The 15,465-nt window shown below is 65.4% G+C and carries 14 protein-coding genes and 1 riboswitch; of the genes, 4 read left to right on the top strand and 10 right to left on the bottom strand.

Features of this window, described 5'->3' with window-relative positions:
* Positions 1 to 31 precede the first annotated feature (31 nt).
* The 4 genes from BMZ79_RS22050 to BMZ79_RS22035 form a co-directional block, all read right to left on the bottom strand.
* Entirely contained in the window at positions 32 to 2,260 is a 2,229-nt protein-coding gene (locus BMZ79_RS22050) for an ABC transporter ATP-binding protein (RefSeq protein ID WP_090643927.1), read from the bottom strand.
* A gap of 34 nt (positions 2,261 to 2,294) precedes the next feature.
* On the bottom strand, positions 2,295 to 2,858 hold the full coding sequence (locus BMZ79_RS22045; protein ID WP_090643924.1) for a DUF1854 domain-containing protein: 564 nt from the start codon (positions 2,856 to 2,858) through the stop codon (positions 2,295 to 2,297).
* Entirely contained in the window at positions 2,855 to 5,125 is a 2,271-nt protein-coding gene (locus tag BMZ79_RS22040) for an ABC transporter transmembrane domain-containing protein (protein WP_090643920.1), read from the bottom strand. Before BMZ79_RS22040 ends, BMZ79_RS22045 begins: the two co-directional genes overlap by 4 nt.
* 611 nt (positions 5,126 to 5,736) lie before the next feature.
* Positions 5,737 to 6,231, bottom strand: coding sequence for a cysteine hydrolase family protein (locus BMZ79_RS22035; RefSeq protein WP_090643919.1), 495 nt, complete (start codon positions 6,229 to 6,231; stop codon positions 5,737 to 5,739).
* A 366-nt stretch (positions 6,232 to 6,597) separates the two neighbouring features.
* On the opposite strand from BMZ79_RS22035, the gene BMZ79_RS22030 reads away from it, so the two are divergent.
* Entirely contained in the window at positions 6,598 to 7,767 is a 1,170-nt protein-coding gene (locus tag BMZ79_RS22030; protein WP_090643916.1) for a hypothetical protein, read from the top strand.
* A gap of 67 nt (positions 7,768 to 7,834) precedes the next feature.
* Here BMZ79_RS22030 and BMZ79_RS22025 read toward each other — a convergent pair whose 3' ends face one another.
* Positions 7,835 to 9,055, bottom strand: a complete 1,221-nt coding sequence (locus tag BMZ79_RS22025) for a GTP-binding protein (protein ID WP_090643914.1) — start codon at positions 9,053 to 9,055, stop codon at positions 7,835 to 7,837.
* Between the two features lie 379 nt (positions 9,056 to 9,434).
* Between BMZ79_RS22025 and BMZ79_RS22020 the strand changes: the two genes are divergently transcribed.
* Together BMZ79_RS22020 and BMZ79_RS22015 are read left to right on the top strand one after the other, a co-directional pair.
* Complete coding sequence (locus BMZ79_RS22020; protein ID WP_090643910.1) at positions 9,435 to 10,160, top strand: SDR family NAD(P)-dependent oxidoreductase; 726 nt, start codon at positions 9,435 to 9,437, stop codon at positions 10,158 to 10,160.
* Positions 10,161 to 10,174: 14 nt separating this feature from the next.
* Positions 10,175 to 10,807: a ThuA domain-containing protein gene (locus tag BMZ79_RS22015; protein ID WP_090643909.1), complete on the top strand. Its 633-nt coding sequence runs from the start codon at positions 10,175 to 10,177 to the stop codon at positions 10,805 to 10,807.
* Between the two features lie 181 nt (positions 10,808 to 10,988).
* On the opposite strand, the gene BMZ79_RS22010 is transcribed toward BMZ79_RS22015, so the two are convergent.
* The 5 genes from BMZ79_RS22010 to BMZ79_RS21990 form a co-directional block, all read right to left on the bottom strand.
* The gene (locus BMZ79_RS22010; RefSeq protein WP_090643907.1) at positions 10,989 to 11,837 is read right to left on the bottom strand and encodes a bifunctional 5,10-methylenetetrahydrofolate dehydrogenase/5,10-methenyltetrahydrofolate cyclohydrolase; all 849 of its coding nucleotides are present in this window, start codon (positions 11,835 to 11,837) and stop codon (positions 10,989 to 10,991) included.
* 63 nt (positions 11,838 to 11,900) lie between these two features.
* Positions 11,901 to 11,982, bottom strand: a riboswitch (ZMP/ZTP riboswitch).
* Between the two features lie 76 nt (positions 11,983 to 12,058).
* Positions 12,059 to 12,535, bottom strand: a complete 477-nt coding sequence (coaD, locus tag BMZ79_RS22005) for a pantetheine-phosphate adenylyltransferase (protein WP_090643904.1) — start codon at positions 12,533 to 12,535, stop codon at positions 12,059 to 12,061.
* Positions 12,532 to 13,044: a phosphoesterase gene (locus BMZ79_RS22000; RefSeq protein ID WP_090643902.1), complete on the bottom strand. Its 513-nt coding sequence runs from the start codon at positions 13,042 to 13,044 to the stop codon at positions 12,532 to 12,534. The genes coaD and BMZ79_RS22000 overlap by 4 nt, the downstream gene beginning before the upstream one ends.
* A gap of 23 nt (positions 13,045 to 13,067) precedes the next feature.
* Positions 13,068 to 13,400 carry a cupin domain-containing protein gene (locus BMZ79_RS21995; protein WP_090643899.1) on the bottom strand — a complete coding sequence of 111 codons (333 nt, stop codon included), beginning with the start codon at positions 13,398 to 13,400 and terminating at the stop codon, positions 13,068 to 13,070.
* Positions 13,400 to 14,440 (bottom strand): zinc-dependent alcohol dehydrogenase, encoded by a 1,041-nt coding sequence (locus BMZ79_RS21990; RefSeq protein WP_090643897.1) that lies wholly within the window; start codon positions 14,438 to 14,440, stop codon positions 13,400 to 13,402. Before BMZ79_RS21990 ends, BMZ79_RS21995 begins: the two co-directional genes overlap by 1 nt.
* Positions 14,441 to 14,705: 265 nt before the next feature.
* Here BMZ79_RS21990 and BMZ79_RS21985 point away from each other — a divergent pair, with 265 nt between their 5' ends.
* A complete protein-coding gene (locus tag BMZ79_RS21985; RefSeq protein ID WP_090643894.1) occupies positions 14,706 to 15,449 on the top strand; it encodes a G1 family glutamic endopeptidase in 744 nt (247 codons plus the stop codon).
* The last annotated feature ends 16 nt before the right edge of the window (positions 15,450 to 15,465 follow it).

Here is a 15,465-nt window from a genome sequence, read left to right as displayed (position 1 = left end):
ACGCCGTCCCCGCGTAAACCGCAACGGCCGGTTAAGCCGTAATTTCCACGGGCTCGCCGTTCCCCTGCTCCTGCTTCTTCATCATGTTGCGCTGGGCGTGGATGAGGCCGTGATAGATTCCTTGCTTCTCGAGCAGCTCCGCGTGCGTGCCGACCTCGGCTACTTCGCCTTTCTCCAGCACGAGCAGGCGGTCGGCGTGGCGGAGGGTGGACAGCCGGTGCGCGATCGCGATCGTCGTCCGGTTCTTGGTCACCCGCCGCAGCGCTTCCTGAATCGCCGTCTCCGTATCGATATCGAGGGAGGCGGTCGCTTCGTCCAGGATCAGGATGCGCGGATTGTGGAGCACCGCCCGCGCGATGGCCAGCCGCTGCCGCTCGCCGCCGGACAGGTTGTTGCCGTTCTCGTCGAGCATCGTGTCGTACCCGTCCGGGAAGTTGATGATGAAGCCGTGCGCGTTCGCGACCCTCGCCGCCTGAATGATCTCCTCGTACGTCGCGTCCGGCTTGGAATAGCGGATGTTGTCCATGATCGTGCCGGTGAAGAGGAACGTCTCCTGCAGCACGACGCCGATCTGCGATCGCAGCTCCTCCTGCTTGATCGAACGGATATCGACGCCGTCGATCAGCACCGCGCCGTCCGTCACGTCGTAGAACCGGGAGACGAGGTTGATCAGCGTCGACTTGCCGGAGCCCGAGTGGCCGACGAGGCCGATCATCTCGCCCTGCTTCACCTCGAAGCTGATCCCCTTCAGCACGGGCTCGTAAGTCTTGTAGCCGAAGACGACGTCGCGGAACGCGATATGCCCCTGAATCGCGTGCTTGCCGCTGTGCTCCGTATCCTGCACCTCCGGCTGCTCGTCGATGACCGAGAAGACGCGGTCGACCGCGATGGCCGCGTTCGCGACCCACCGCGGCAGGAACATCATCCAGGCGATCGGCCCGAAGATCATCGAGGCGTACGCGCTGAACTGAATCAGCTCGCCGATGTCCATCTGCTTGTCGAGAATCATCCCGCAGCCGATCAGCAGGACGAAGTATTGCCCCAGCTCGATGAGATAGTTCGTGATCGGCGACAGGATGCTGAACAGCTTCTCGCTCTTCACCGACGCCGCCGCGAATTCGCCGTTATAGTCGCGGAACCGCTTGATCTCTCGCTCTTCTTTCCCGAACGCCTTCACGACGCGAATGCCGCTCAGCACGTCGTGAAGGAACGAATTCGCCTTGTCGTACACCCGCCATTGCAGCGAGAAGAGCCGCCACAGCACCGTCTTCCAGATGTACCGGTGAAGAAGCGCGACGAGCGGCGCGGGAATCAGCACGACGACCGCCAGCCGCCAATCGGCGTGGAACAGCAGATAACTCGCGCAGACCAGCATGATGAGCTGGAAGATCGCCGTCGTGAACAGTTCCTGGATGAGATGCCGGATCCGGTCGGTATCGGACGTGATCCGGTTCATCACGTCGCCGGCCCGCTGCGAGGACAGGAAGCCGAGCGAGAGCTGCTGCGTCTTGTCGAACACCATCTTGCGCAAATCCGCCGCGATGCCCGAGCTGACGCCGGCCATGATCCGGCTCTTCGAGATGGCCAGCAGCTCGCCGAAGACGAGCACGGCCAGCATGCCCGCGATCCCGAGGAAGAACATCCCCTTGTCCGCGCTCTCGCCCGGCGGCGGCTGCAGGGCGGCGTTGACGAGCAGCTTCTGGAAATGCGGACCGGCCAGCGCGATCCCCGACGACGCGAACAAGACGGCGAGGCCGAGCGTCAGCATCTTCCAGTGCCCGCCCGATACCGCGAGCAGCCGCTTGAGCGCGGCCGCTTTGTTCGTGCAGGTCGGGCAGACGCGCGTGCCGGCGATGAGCGGTCCGCCGCACTTGGCGCAGACCGCCTCCTCCTCGTTGTTGAAGATCCGGATCGGCCGCTTGGCCGACAGGTCGTTCAGGATTTGCGCGATGAAGCCGTACCGCGCCGCATGCTGCATCGTGACGCGGACGAGAATCCGCTTGGCCCCGTCGATCTCGGCTTCGAGCACCGCGCTGCCGATCAGCGGCACGATCTTATAGGCGGTTCCGTCCGCGATCGGGCGGCGCTCCAACGCGCGCCCGTTCTCGACGTACGCCCAGCTCTCGTCCCCGATGGCCAGGAAGCCCGGCATCCGTCGGCCGGACAACGATAAGTCGGCGGGCACGCAGTACCGGACGTCTCCGACGGCTTCTTGCGCCGCGGCCAGATCCGCTCCGGCCAGCTTGAAATTGAGATTCATGCGGAAGCTACTCCCCTTTGTCCAGCCGCTTGGCTTACATGCTCGTTTCGACCATCCTATATTCCTTGTCGCTCAGGCGGGCGAGGTCCGGGATGACGAACCGGTTGCCGTCCACGTCGGTGACGAGCAGGCGGCCCGGGCCGATCAGCTTCGTATGGCCGCCCCCGCCGCGCACCGTGAACCGGCACAAGCCCGCCGTCGTCTCCGCCTCCCAATAGGCGTAGCCGAACTCTTCCTTCACGGCGACCACCCGCGTGATCTCGGGCGCGAAATACCGGATTTGAATCTGCTCCTCCAGCAGACGGGCCGTCTCCGCCGGAAAATCGTCCAGATCGCGGATCATGCCGATCTCCTTGTTCTCGATGGTCCGGATCGACAGATAGATCCGCCGGTTCGTGTGCGGAAAGGAACAATGGACGTACACCGCCGGATGCGCCTCGCCGTCCGCGAGGACGGAGAGCATCCGGCCTTCGGTCTTCTCGAACGACGCGTTGTCGTCCGTCAGGTACTTGATATTCGCGGCGTCCGACAGTTCGGCGGACGCCTCCTTCTTCGCGGCTTCCGCTTCCCGGCCGGAAGCGCCGGCATTGGCCGTCATGCAGAGATCACCTCGTTCATTTTTAGCGCCTCGTCATGCTTCTTCACGAGGTCGAAGTACGCGCCCTTGCGCTCCATGAGCTCTTCGTGGGTTCCGCTCTCCGCCACTTTCCCGTTGTCCATGACGAGGAGATAATCCGCGTTGCGGAGCGTCGACAGCCGGTGCGCGATGGCGATCGTCGTCCGGCCTTTGACGAGCGCGTCCAGCGCCGCCTGAATGTGCAGCTCCGTCTCGGTATCGAGCGAAGCGGTCGCCTCGTCGAGGATGAGGATGCGCGGATTGTGCAGCACCGCCCGCGCGATGGACAGCCGCTGCTTCTCGCCGCCGGACAGGTTGTGCCCGCCGGTGCCGACGATCGTGTCGTATCCGTCCGGCAGCTTCATAATGAAGTCGTGCGCGTGCGCGACGCTTGCCGCGTAGATGATATCTTCGAGGCTGCAGTCCGGATCGGCGTAGGCGATGTTCTCCGCGATGCTGCCGGAGAACACGTACACGTCCTGCGAGACGATGCCGATGTTGCCGCGCAGCGTCGCCGCGGACAGCTCCTTGACGTTGATGCCGTCGATGCGCACCTCGCCCTCGGATACGTCGTACAGGCGCGAGATCAGATTGACGAGCGTCGATTTGCCGGCACCCGAGTGGCCGACGACGCCGATCATCTGGCCCGGCTTCGCGCGCATCGAGACCTGCTTCAGGATGGCCTTGTTCGGCTCGTACCCGAAGACGACGTTCGCGACCTCGATGTCGCCGCGCATGCGGTCCAGGTGCACGGCGTCCGGCTTCTCGGACACCTCGGGCACCGCGTCCTGGATCTCGAAGATGCGCTGCGCGGCGGACATGCAGTACGACCACCAGCTGACGATGTTGTTCATGAACTGAATCGGCCCGTACAGCATGTGCATGTAGCTGACGAAGGTCAGCACCTTGCCGAAGGAGATCGTGCCCCCCATGACCATCCAGCCGCCGAACGCCCAGATCAGAATGCCGCCAGTCTGCGTCAAGATGTTCAGCACCGGGAACACGGTGCCGCCGAACTTGTTGAACGATTGATCCGCGTGGGAATACGCCTGGTTGGCCGCATGGAACCGTTCGATCTCCTTCTGCTCCTTGCCGAACGCCTTGACGACCCGCGTGCCGCGGATGGTGTCGCTGATGATGGCGTTCATCCGGCTGATCGTCCGGTGCCTGCGCCACGACAGCCGCCACAGCCGCGGAAACGACTTGCGGACGAGCACGACGACGACCGGCAGCAGGATGTAGCAAAGCAGCGTCAGCTTCCAGTCCAGCGCGAGGAGGACGACGGTGATGCCGATGATGTTCATCGCGTTGACGATGAAGTAGGACATGCCGTCGACGAAGAAGTACTGCAGCTCCGTCGCGTCGTTGTTCACGCGGGTCATCAGCTGGCCGGTCTGCTTGCGCTGGAAGAAGCTGAGCGACAGCCGCTGCATCGCCGAGAACACGCTCGCCTTCAGGTCGAAGGCGATGTTCGCCGACATCTTCGCGTTGATGACGCCGTACAGCACGCCGAACAGGAGCGCCAGCGTCCGGAACCCGATGATGAGCGCGACGATCAGGCCGATGCGGTGCGCGAACGGGCCTTCCCCGCCGAGCCCCTGGTCGATCAGGACGGTGCCCTGCAGGTACGGGATGACGAGGCTGGTGCCCGAGTTGAGCAGCATGAACAGAATGATCAGAACGATGGAGCTCCTGTACTGCCCCGCGAAGGAGAGCAGCCGGGCGAAGATCGCGTGCTTCTTCATGCATTTCGGGCAAATTTGCCGGCCTTCCTCCGGATAAATCATGCCGCAATTCGGGCACGCCGCCTGGCCGTGCTCCTCGTGCAGCTGCAGCTCGTCGAGCGGCTCGCCCTTCTTCAGCTTCTCGAAGGCGGAGGCGAAGCGCGACGCCCGGCCCATCTCGCCGTTCGTGAAGGCCGCGACGACGCGTTCCTCCTCCGCCCGGACGACGATCATGCCGGAGGCGACGAGATTGACGACGGCGAGCGATTCGATCCGGCCCAGGCCGATCTCCTCCAGCGACCACCCGGCGCCGCCGCCCGGACGGGAGTCGCCGTGCCGGCCCGGCTTGCCCGCCGCGTAGCCCTTGTACGTTTTTTCCGTCGCCGGTTCTTCCAAGCTCGTCGCGATCAGAAGCCGATCGCCGGTCAAGATCAGATGCGTGTCCAGAAACTTGCCGTCCGTCGTCCGGTCGCAAACCATCGCGTAGACGATATCGTCCCGGCCGACGCCGCGCCGGTTCAGCATGGCGTTCAATTCAGAGGTCAGAATAGCGATCAGCTCTTTCGGAAATAAAATTTGAAAGCGATTTCACTACTGAAAAACGGAATACGTTGCCGCCGTCGTTCGCCGTGGCCGGTCCATGCTTCTCCGCCGCGGCAAGCGCCTGATCCTGCCATCGCCCCCATTAATATTCATTATATTCAATATATACAAAATACCGCATCACCACCACGAATTTTTTAAAGAATGGCTAAAAATCACGGGGATTCGATTGAGGGAGGGAATGACCGCTCTTGTCCGCGCGGCCGCTTCGCGCCCTTCCCTTCATCTTACCGAAGCGGGAGACGGGGCGACATGAGGCTCGTTTTGGTTTTGGTGGGGTTTTTTTACTTTTCCAGCTGTTCCCAATCGCAGGCGGACCGTGCCGAGGGGGCGCTTTCGGATGCTTCGCGCGTGCTTGCGGGCGGTTTCCGGTTGCCGCCCGGACAAAAAAAGGGACCCGCTGCAACGGGCAGCGGGTCCAAATCTATATTCTAAAAGGGGGGTCGAGATTGATTATAGGCGCCGTAGATTAAAACAAGCTGAAATTCGGATTGCATTCGCGTTACAATTGCGTGTTGGAAGATTACGGCGCGTCACGAGCGGCGCGTCATATGGGCGATGACGGGATGCGAGATCAGGTTGCGATCCCGAACGGCGGAAGCGATCGCGTCCGGATACGCGCTCAGCAGCCCGTTCTGCAGCAGGACGGGCGTAAAGCCCCGCTCGGCCGCGCCGTTGTAGGTGAACAGCACGCACTGCTCCGCCGCGAAGCCGGCGATGACGACGAGCTCCGCGCCCCGTTCCGTCAGCCGCGCCTCCAGCTCCGTGCGCCAGAACGCATTCCCGCTCTCCTTGGGTACCTTCAGGTCGCCGTCCTTGACCACGATGCCCGGAATCGGGTCAAAGTCGCCGCGGTTCGCTTCCTCCATGCCTTCGACGTCCAGCACGTGGACGACGGGATGCCCGCCGCCGCGGAGCCGGTCGGCCGCGAAATTGATGTGCTCGCACGCGCGCTCCACCGCTTCTTCCCCCACGCGCCCGCGCAAATGCACGGGCTGCATGTCTACGATCAGTAATGCGATTTGCATCGAATGGCCTCCTTATGCGCAACCGGAGCCGCCGGCCTTGCCGGCCGCGCTCCGCGTTTCTTCCGGTACTTCATTCGGCGGCGGCAAGCCGTTTCCTCCCGGTTCCGGCAATCAGCGGCGGCCGGTCAGCCAGGCGGAAGACATCCGCCCCCGGAACGGAGCGGGCGGCGGACGTTAAGTTTCTATAAAATTTTGGCAATTCGCCAAGAAATCCGAAAGCGCTCTCGAATAGTATCCTTTAGGCTTCCAAGCATCGACTATGCCATCAACGGCCGGCACCCGGCGATCGGCATCCCAAGGAGGTGGCAGGGCGCTTTGCAGGTGCCGGTCCCGGTCCCATTCCAACGAAAAGCGAGGAGAATTCTTATGAAACGACGATCGAACCCGTTCGTTCGGGTCCTGCTGCTGTCAGCCCTCTGCCTGCTGCCCGCGCAAGCCGCGGCCGCCGCGCAAGCGCATGCCGCCTCGTCCGAGCAGCTCCTGAACGCCTTCGACGGCACCATCCGCGATTTCGACGCCGCCCGGATTCTGTGGGCTGCGAACGACGGCAGCGCGCTCTGGCTGCACGACCGCCTGAACGGCGGCGACGCCAAGATCTACGACGCCTCCGGCACCGATACGCTCGTCGGGCCGGCGAAGCTGTCCGCCTCCGGCGTCGTCTATAACGTCAACACCCGCACGGGCGTATGGCCGCCCGCGAGCACGGTCTACGCCTGGGCGAACGGCGTCGCCGCGCCGATCGGAAACGGCGAGGACGTGAAGCGCGTGACGGACGGCGGCACGGTCGCGGTCCTCACGAAGCATACGGTGGACCTCGCGACGGGACAAGCCCGCGAGCCCGGCTACGACAAGGCCGATTCCGCCGGCGGAACCGCCGTGTATACGGCGCCGAGCGGGCCGCTGCAGACGCTGGCGCTCTTCCGGGCGCTGCCGGGCGGGGGCGCCGAGCAGCTCGCGGCGCCCTCCGCGAAGGTGACGCAGTGGTTCGGCTGGACGCTCGGCTACTACGGACCGCTGACGGACGGCGGGAGCATCCTCTACCGCGAGCTTGTCGTGCTGAACAATTACCAGGACATGAAGTGGGCGCTGCGCCTGCGCGGGGCCGACGGCGCCGTGACGACGCTGGCCTTGAACCCGTGGGCGAAGGGCAACTATTACGTCCCGAACGACGATTACCGGCTGAACGGCGGCTGGATCGCCTATACGGCGTACCATAAGGAGCCGAACAGCTGGAGCCTGTACGTCCGTTCGCCGCAAGGGACGGAGAAGACGGTGTTCGAGGCCCCGGCGGGCTGGTCCTTCTCCGCCACGCAGCTGCGCATCGACGAGCTGGCTCCCGACGGCACCGTCGCGTTCACGTTCAACGGCAAGTCGGAGCTGTACGATACCAAGACGGACATGATCGTCGGCACGGCCGGAGGCTCGTCCGCCTATCAGTACCGGGAGCATGCCTTCGCCGGCAGCGGCGATGCTTCCGCCCGGTACGGCGTCTGGTACCGCGTCGGCGGCGGATCGCTGTACGCGGTGCGTCCGTAAGCGTCGAGAGACCGCCACCCCATCTGAAAGAGCCGGCCCGCCGACGATCGGCGGGCCGGCTCTTGTCTTAATGCAAGCCGGGCTGCTCCGGCGCCGCGTTCGGCAGCCGGTCCGCGAACCGGCTCCAATCCCGCTTCATCTCCGCGTCGGTCAGCAGGCACGCGTCGAGCCCGCCTACGATGCCGGCCCGGTCCATGCCGATGCCGATGAAGACGAGCTTGTTGATCCGGTCGCCGTGCTCGGCGTGCCACCGCGCGGCAGCTTCCGGCTCCTCCCGCAGGATCGCCCGGCGCTCCGCTTCGGGCAGCGCCGCGATCCAGCAGCCCGACGGGCCGAAATGAATGGACGGCCCCGCCTGGCTCAAGCTTTGGCCCATCGCGTTCCGGGTGGCGAGCCACACGATGCCCTTCGCCCGCACGATCTCCTCCGGCCAGCGGCCCATCCAGCGGTAGAGGCGCGCGGGATGGAACGGCCGGACGCGCTCGTAGACGAACGACGCGATGCCGTATTCCTCCGTCTCCGGCACGTGCTGCGGCTTCTCCATTTCGCGGATCCAGCCGGCCGACAGGCTGGCCGCCTCGAAGTCGAACAGCCCCGTGTCCAGGATGTCCGAGGGGGCCACGCGTCCATGGCTGGCGCGGATCAGCTTCGCCCGCGGCTGCAGCTTCCGCAGCACGCCCTCCAGCTCCGCCAGGTCCGCATCGTTCATCAGGTCGCATTTGTTCAGGACGAGCACGTCGCAAAATTCGATCTGGTCGATCAGCAGGTCGACCACCTCCCGCGCATCGTCTTCGCCGACGTGCTGGCCGCGGGCGAGCAGCGATTCGCCGGAGGAATAATCGTGCCAGAAGCGGAACGCGTCCACGACCGTCACCATGCAGTCGAGCCGGCAATAGCGGGACAAGTCGATGCCTTGTTCCTCGTCCGCGTACGTGAAGGTTTGCGCGACGGGAACCGGTTCGCCGACGCCCGTCGACTCGATCAGGATATAGTCGAAGCGCCCGTCCTTCGCGAGCTGCTCCACCTCCCGCAGCAAGTCCTCGCGCAGCGTGCAGCAGATGCAGCCGTTGGACATCTCCACCAGCTTCTCGTCCGTCCGCGACAGCCCGCCGCCGTCCTTGACGAGCGCGGCGTCGATGTTCACCTCGCTCAAATCGTTGACGATGACGGCCACGCGGAGACCGTCGCGGTTTTGCAGCACATGGTTCAGCAGCGTCGTCTTGCCGGAGCCGAGGTAGCCGCTCAGGACGGTGACCGGAATTCGGCGTTCGAGGGTCGGTTGGTTCATGGATTCTCCCTGCTTTCGTATGTAAATTTTACGATCCGGAGTCATGCAGCCGCCAAGGCAACTGCATGCGCGTCATTACTCGATCCGGGCGGCGGGCAAAGACCGAATGGAACGACATTCCTCGCCCATCACCTTAATCGTAATAATTACTATTAAATCCTAACAGGCACCGCCTTTCGCGTCAACCTTAAGCTGGCTGCTGCCGAATTTTGGCGTCCGGAGCGGGGGAAGATGCGCCGCGACACGCCCGATGCGCCGAAGCTTGTTCGTCCGGACGGATTGCCGCCTCGCCGCCTCGCCTCTATAATGGGGCTTAGACAACGAAGCGATCGCGCGAGAAGCACGGCATCCTTAATTCCAACCTTTGGAGGGACCGCTTATGCCGCACTACCGGCACGTTTGCATTACCGGCACCGACCGCGGAATCGGACTGGAACTGGCGATTGCCCTGCTGGAATCCGGCTGCACCGTCTACGCGGGCGGTATCGTCCATCCCAATCCCGAACTGGAGCGGCTGTCGGCGAGCTATCCGAATCAGCTGCACGCCTCCCGCCTGGACGTCGGAAGCGACGACAGCGTGAAAGCGTTTGCGGAATGGCTCGCCGCCCTGACGCCCGAGCTGGACCTGCTGATCAACAACGCCGCGCTGCTCGGCGACACCGTCGGCACCGTCGCGGACGCGCTCGATTTCGCCGACATGCAGCGGGTGTACAACGTCACCGCGCTCGGCGCGATCCGCATGGCGAACGCGCTTCTCGCGCCCGTCATGAACGGCGGCAAGCTGATCGTAAACGTCTCGTCCGAAGCGGGCAGCCTCGGCCAGAGCCACCGCGACGCCTGGTTCGGCTACTGCATGGCCAAGGCCGCGCTCAACATGGGCTCGACCATCGTCCACAACAAGATCCGCCGGGAAGGCGGCCGCGTGCTGCTGCTCCACCCCGGCTGGGTGAAGACGTCGATGAGCGGCACGTGGAACGACGCCGGCACGTACACGCCGCGGGAAGCGGCCGCGCAGCTGCTCGCCCGCGTCGCGGAACGCGGCGGCGAGCTGCGCGAGCTGCCCCTGTACCTCGAAGCGGATACCGGCCGCGAACTGCCATGGTGAGGAGGACGACGAACATGAACGAACCCGTACGCGCGCTGCTGCTCGGCGACTTCGCGGCGGCGCCGTGGCATCCGCTGGAGCCGGCGCGCGCCGAGCTAAACGCCGCGCTCGGCCCCGAATTCGCGCTGGAGCCGACCGAGAATTACGACGCCCTGAGCCGGCTCGAGCACGCGGAGCATCCGCTGTGCATCTCCTACGCGGACTGCTGGGACCGGACGCCGACGGCGGCGCAGGCGGCGGGCCTGCTGCGCTACGTCGCGGGCGGCGGCGGGCTGCTCGTCGTGCATAACGGCATCTCGCTCCAGCGCAGCCCGGAGCTGCGGCAGCTGATCGGCGCCCGGTTCACCGGGCATCCGCCTTATCAGCCGCTTCTCTATCGCCCCGCCGAGGAGCACCCGATACTGAGCGGCGCCGGCGAATTCCCGCTCGAGGAGGAGCCGTACCGGTTCGAGCTCGATCCGCTGGCCGAGCTGAACGTGTTCCTCGCCTTCGACTTCGAGGGCGAGCGCTGTCCGGCGGGCTGGGCGCGAAGCTACGGCCTCGGCCGGGTCGTCTACCTGCAGCCGGGCCACCACGCCCCGTCCTTCCGGCCCGCGCCGTACCGCCGGTTGCTGCTGAACGGCGCGCGGTGGGCGTGCGGGCGGTAAGCCGGCGCGGGCGGTAGGCCGGCGCGGGCGGCAAGCCGCCTCGGAAAGAACCGGATGCTTCGGCGCGGCGGTACCGCCCGACGGCTCCCGAACGCGGCGTTTCATCCAAAAAAGGGCCGTCCCGCAAGCGGATTCGCTTGCGGGACGGCCCTTCGTTTGCCGCGCGGCCCCGAGGAGCGCGCTACGCGCCGAACTTCTCCGCCGCGTCCACCGTATGCTTCAGCAACGTCGCGATCGTGACCGGCCCGACGCCCGCCGGCACCGGCGTAATGGCGGAGGCATGGGCGGCGCACGCCGCGTAATCGACGTCCCCGACGTTGCCGGGATTGTAGCCGGCGTCGAGCACGACGGCGCCCGGCTTGATCCAGTTTCCCTGCACGAACTTCGGCTTGCCGACGGCGGCGACCACGATGTCCGCGAGCCGGACGATCGCCGGCAGGTCCGCCGTGCGCGAATGACAGGTCGTCACCGTCGCGTCCGCGTTCAGCAGCATCGCCGAGACGGGCTTGCCGAGGATCGGGCTGCGGCCGATGACGACGGCATGGCGGCCGCTTACGGGCAGCTCGTAGTGCGCCAGAATCGCCATGATCGCCGCCGGCGTGCAGCAGGGAAAGTCCGCCAGGCCGAACGCGGTCCGCGCGTAGCCGAGCGTCGTCACGCCGTCGACGTCCTTCTGGGCGGCGATCGCTTCGAACGCCGCCCGCCCGTCGATGTGCGGCGGCACGGGATGCTGCAGCAGAATGCCGTGCACCGCGGCATCGCCGTTCAATCCCCGGATGGCCGCGACCAGCTCTTCCGTCGTCGTCGCCGCGGGCAGCTCCACGCGGATCGACGCGATGCCGAGCCGCTTGCACGCGTTGCCTTTCATCCGCACGTACGTGGCGGATGCCGGGTCGTCCCCGACCAGCACGGTCGCGAGACACGGGACGATGCCCCGCTCCTTCAGCCGCGCGATGCGCGGCACGAGTCCTTCCTTGATGCGGTCCGCGACCGCGCCGCCGTCCAATACCAACGTTTCCGAATGCGTCATGCTCCCTCATCCTCTCGAATAATGATCCCCGAAAACAGAAAGAGGCAAGGGGACGAATCCCCTTACCTCTGCCCAGGCGTACGGCCGTATAAGCGTTCCGTGCTCCCCCGCGGTTCGCCGCGTTACGCCAGTCACACGCGCTTTTGAATCGATGGTTGTATTATACCGTCCGGGGCGGGCCGCAGGCAACCCGCATCGGGATATTCGGACAGCCGCTTCGCCTACTTCGCGAACGTCACCATTTTCGCGTACGCGTCCGGATGCATGAAGGTCTGCGCCAGCTCGGTCTTGTTCGACTGGATGAACATCCGCACGAGCGAGCTGCTGGTCTGGATGTCCTTGAGATACGGCGACAGGTAGACGGTGTCCGCCGTCGTCGTGGTGCGCATGTACTGCTCCAGCTGCAGCTCGTACTCGAGGTCCGTGGAGTTGCGGATGCCCCGGATGACGGCCTTCACGGCGTTCGCGTTGACGTAGTCCGCCACGATGCCTTCGAACGGCACGACGATCGCGTTCGTCACGTGGGCGGTCGACAGCTCCGCGAGCCCCGTGCGCTGCGCGAGGTCGAAGTAGTGCTTCTTGCTCCGGTTGTTCGCGATGAGGACATGCACCTCGTCGAACAGCGTGCCGGCCCGTTCGATGACCGAGATATGCCCGAGCGTAATGGGGTCGAAGCTGCCCGCGTACACGACTCTCATGCCTGCTCCTCGCCCGGCACGACGGCGTCGCGGATCTGCTCGAACGTCAGCGGCGTGTAATCCCAGTGCTCCACGCTGACGTTGAAGTGCTGCGCGCCCTCGTATTTCTGCCCGTGGATGTGGCCGTGGACGTTCACGTACGGCATATGCCGGTTCATGTACATCGGCTCGTGCGAGAGGAAGAAGAAGTCTTTATAGATGATCGGATGCTCGCTCGCCTCGTCGAAGCCGGCGTCCAGCCACCACTGCCGTCCCCGACCCCGGTCGTGATTGCCGAGGATGAGATGCTTGTACCCGTTCAGCCGCTCCACGATCGCTTGGGTCCGCGCCCGGTTCAGGAACGAGAAGTCCCCGAGGTGGAATACCTTGTCCCCTTCCCCGACGACCGCGTTCCACTTCGCGATCATGGTCTCATCCATCTCCTCGGCGTTCGCGAACGGCCGCGATTCGAAATCGATGATGTGCGTATGGCCGAAGTGATGGTCCGAGATGAAAAACGTCTTGCCCATGCGGTTCACGCTCCTTGTCCGCCTTACTCGTCGTCCGCAATCGTCGCGAGCAGATCCGCCCGAAGCGGCGTGAACGTCTCGACGACGACCGTGTCCGCGAGCGCCGTCACTTCATGCACCGCGCCGCCGGGAATGACGAACTGCTCGCCCGCCTCGGCGACCGACAGCGCCCCGTTCATCTCCAGCCGCAGCCGCCCGCTGACGACGAACGTCAGCTGCTCGTGCGGATGCGAATGCGCCGCGCCGACCGCGCCGGCGCGCAGCTTCGCCATCATGCTCATGATCGTCTCGCCCGGGGGGAAGATCTTCCGCTCGATCCCCGGCCCGGACGCGTGCCATTCGTCAAAACGCGGCATCAGGCTTCGCCTCCCGGCACCAGCAAGACTTTCGATACGTGGCCCGGCGCCTTCAGCAGCGTCTCGAACCAGCGCCCGCCTTCGCGGAGCGGCGCTTCGACCACGCCGTCGGCCAGGCCGATGCGGCCTTCTTCGATCCACCGGAGCGCCGTCCGGAAGTTCGCCGCGGAATACGCGAACGCGCCGGTCATCGTCACTTCGTTCCGGATCGCGACGTTCACCGGCAGCGCCGATTCCTCTTCGTGCAGTCCCGTGAACACCGTGCGGCCGCCGCCCTTGCACGCGAGCACGCACTGCCGGCGCGTCAGGCTCGCGCCGACCGCGTCGATCGCGGCGTCAACGCCGGCGCCGCCGGTCAGCCGCTTCACTTCCTCCAGCGTATCCGCGCCGGACGCCGGGCATACGGCATGCGCCGCCCCGAGCTTGGCGGCGATCGCCAGCCGCTCCGCGTTCATGTCGACGGCGATGACGCTGCGCGCGCCATGCTGCCGGACCGCCTGCAGCGTAAGCAGCCCGATCGGCCCCATCCCGACGATGAGCACCGTATCCGACGGCTTCGGCGCGGCCAGCTCCGCCGCGCGGATCGCGCAGGCGGCGGGCTCCGTCATCGCCGCCTGCCGCAGCGTCACCGAGTCCGGCACGGGATAGACGAACGCGGCCGGCAGCTTCACGTACTCCGCGTTGCTGCCGGGCAGCGCGGCGGACAGCAGCTTCCGCGACGCGCACAGCTGCTGCCGGCCGGTGACGCACGGCTCGCAATGCCCGCACGTGACGAGCGGGTTGGCCGTGACGCGCTGGCCGAACGCCCAGCGGCCTTCCGCCGCGGCCCGGCTGCCGATGGCGGCGATCGTGCCGGAGAATTCATGGCCGAAAATCATCGGCGGCTTGCGGAGCGAATTTTTGCCCAGATACCCGCTGAGCTCCGATCCGCAAATGCCGGAGTACGCCACGCGTACGAGCAGCTCGTCCTCGCCCGGGACCGGCTCGTCCGTCTCCCGGAGCACCATCTCCTGCGGTCCTTCGTAAATCAATGCCTGCATGCGCGATTTCCCCTCTCCACGATCGATTCGGTTTCGTAAAGGTTTGGCAAATGTCGGCTTCATTCCTCTACATGGTAGCATTCCGCCCGCGAAGGCGAAAGCCCCAATCGGGCATCGGTCCGGTTCGGATAAGGTTCGGTTCGGCAAGCGTCCCGCGGCGGACGCGTCTCCCGTCCGCCCGCTCGGGCGTTAGCGGCCGTGACAACCCGCGGCGCGCGGGAATACGCTGGACGTAATAACAACGTACGTAGAGGAGGTTCGGCGATTGAACAACATCCGAAGAGGATCCGCGCCGCGAAAACGATCGGCCTTCCTCCGGCCGCGCCCGGTGAAGATTCCGCCGGGGTGGCGGGCGGAGAACTGGTCGGGCTACGCGGTCAGCGGGAAACGAGGCGCGTACCGCCGCGTTTCGGGCTATTGGGTGGTGCCCCGCGTGAAAGCGGCCAAAGGAAACCGCTATTCGTCCGCTTGGATCGGAATCGACGGCTTCGACAATCCGTTCTTGATCCAAACGGGAACCGCGCACGCCTTCGAGAACGGCAAGGCGAGCTACTATCCGTGGTGGGAGATCCTGCCCGCCTACGAGACGCGGATCCCCCGGCCGGTCGCGCCGGGCGATGCGATGTTTGCCCAAATCACGAAACTCCGCGGCGGCAAGTGGCGGATTCTGCTCCGGAACCGGACGAAAGGCTGGACGTTCAGGACGGTTCAAGCCTATGCCGGCCCGGCTTCTTCGGCGGAATGGATTTTGGAGGCGCCCACGGTCGGGTTCGCGACGGCGCCGCTGGCGAATTACGGACGGACCGCCTTCTTCGGCTGCAGGCTGAGCGGCAAGCGGCCCTGTCTCAAGCGGCGCGACCGGGGCGTCATGGTGCAGAACGGCCGCATCGTCTCCACGCCTTCCCTGCCGAACAAAGCCAGAGACGGCTTCCGCGTCGCCTACGGCCCCGACATGCCCTCTCCGCCTTGCCGACCCGCGAATGAACCCATTCGCGCGGGCGATCGGTAACGCCCATCGCCTTTAG

Origin of the sequence: Paenibacillus sp. UNC496MF (genome assembly GCF_900113915.1) — a bacterium.
Lineage (GTDB): Bacteria > Bacillota > Bacilli > Paenibacillales > Paenibacillaceae > Paenibacillus_Z > Paenibacillus_Z artemisiicola.
This window is presented reverse-complemented; position numbering and strand designations above follow the sequence as displayed.

What these genes read in the sequence shown, in the direction of transcription:
- BMZ79_RS22050 (WP_090643927.1), bottom strand. Translation starts at nt 2,260, where the DNA reads ATGAATCTCAATTTCAAGCTGGCCGGAGCGGATCTGGCCGCGGCGCAA.
- BMZ79_RS22045 (WP_090643924.1), bottom strand. Translation starts at nt 2,858, where the DNA reads ATGACGGCCAATGCCGGCGCTTCCGGCCGGGAAGCGGAAGCCGCGAAG.
- BMZ79_RS22040 (WP_090643920.1), bottom strand. Translation starts at nt 5,125, where the DNA reads ATGCTGAACCGGCGCGGCGTCGGCCGGGACGATATCGTCTACGCGATG.
- BMZ79_RS22035 (WP_090643919.1), bottom strand. Translation starts at nt 6,231, where the DNA reads ATGCAAATCGCATTACTGATCGTAGACATGCAGCCCGTGCATTTGCGC.
- BMZ79_RS22030 (WP_090643916.1), top strand. Translation starts at nt 6,598, where the DNA reads ATGAAACGACGATCGAACCCGTTCGTTCGGGTCCTGCTGCTGTCAGCC.
- BMZ79_RS22025 (WP_090643914.1), bottom strand. Translation starts at nt 9,055, where the DNA reads ATGAACCAACCGACCCTCGAACGCCGAATTCCGGTCACCGTCCTGAGC.
- BMZ79_RS22020 (WP_090643910.1), top strand. Translation starts at nt 9,435, where the DNA reads ATGCCGCACTACCGGCACGTTTGCATTACCGGCACCGACCGCGGAATC.
- BMZ79_RS22015 (WP_090643909.1), top strand. Translation starts at nt 10,175, where the DNA reads ATGAACGAACCCGTACGCGCGCTGCTGCTCGGCGACTTCGCGGCGGCG.
- BMZ79_RS22010 (WP_090643907.1), bottom strand. Translation starts at nt 11,837, where the DNA reads ATGACGCATTCGGAAACGTTGGTATTGGACGGCGGCGCGGTCGCGGAC.
- coaD (WP_090643904.1), bottom strand. Translation starts at nt 12,535, where the DNA reads ATGAGAGTCGTGTACGCGGGCAGCTTCGACCCCATTACGCTCGGGCAT.
- BMZ79_RS22000 (WP_090643902.1), bottom strand. Translation starts at nt 13,044, where the DNA reads ATGGGCAAGACGTTTTTCATCTCGGACCATCACTTCGGCCATACGCAC.
- BMZ79_RS21995 (WP_090643899.1), bottom strand. Translation starts at nt 13,400, where the DNA reads ATGCCGCGTTTTGACGAATGGCACGCGTCCGGGCCGGGGATCGAGCGG.
- BMZ79_RS21990 (WP_090643897.1), bottom strand. Translation starts at nt 14,440, where the DNA reads ATGCAGGCATTGATTTACGAAGGACCGCAGGAGATGGTGCTCCGGGAG.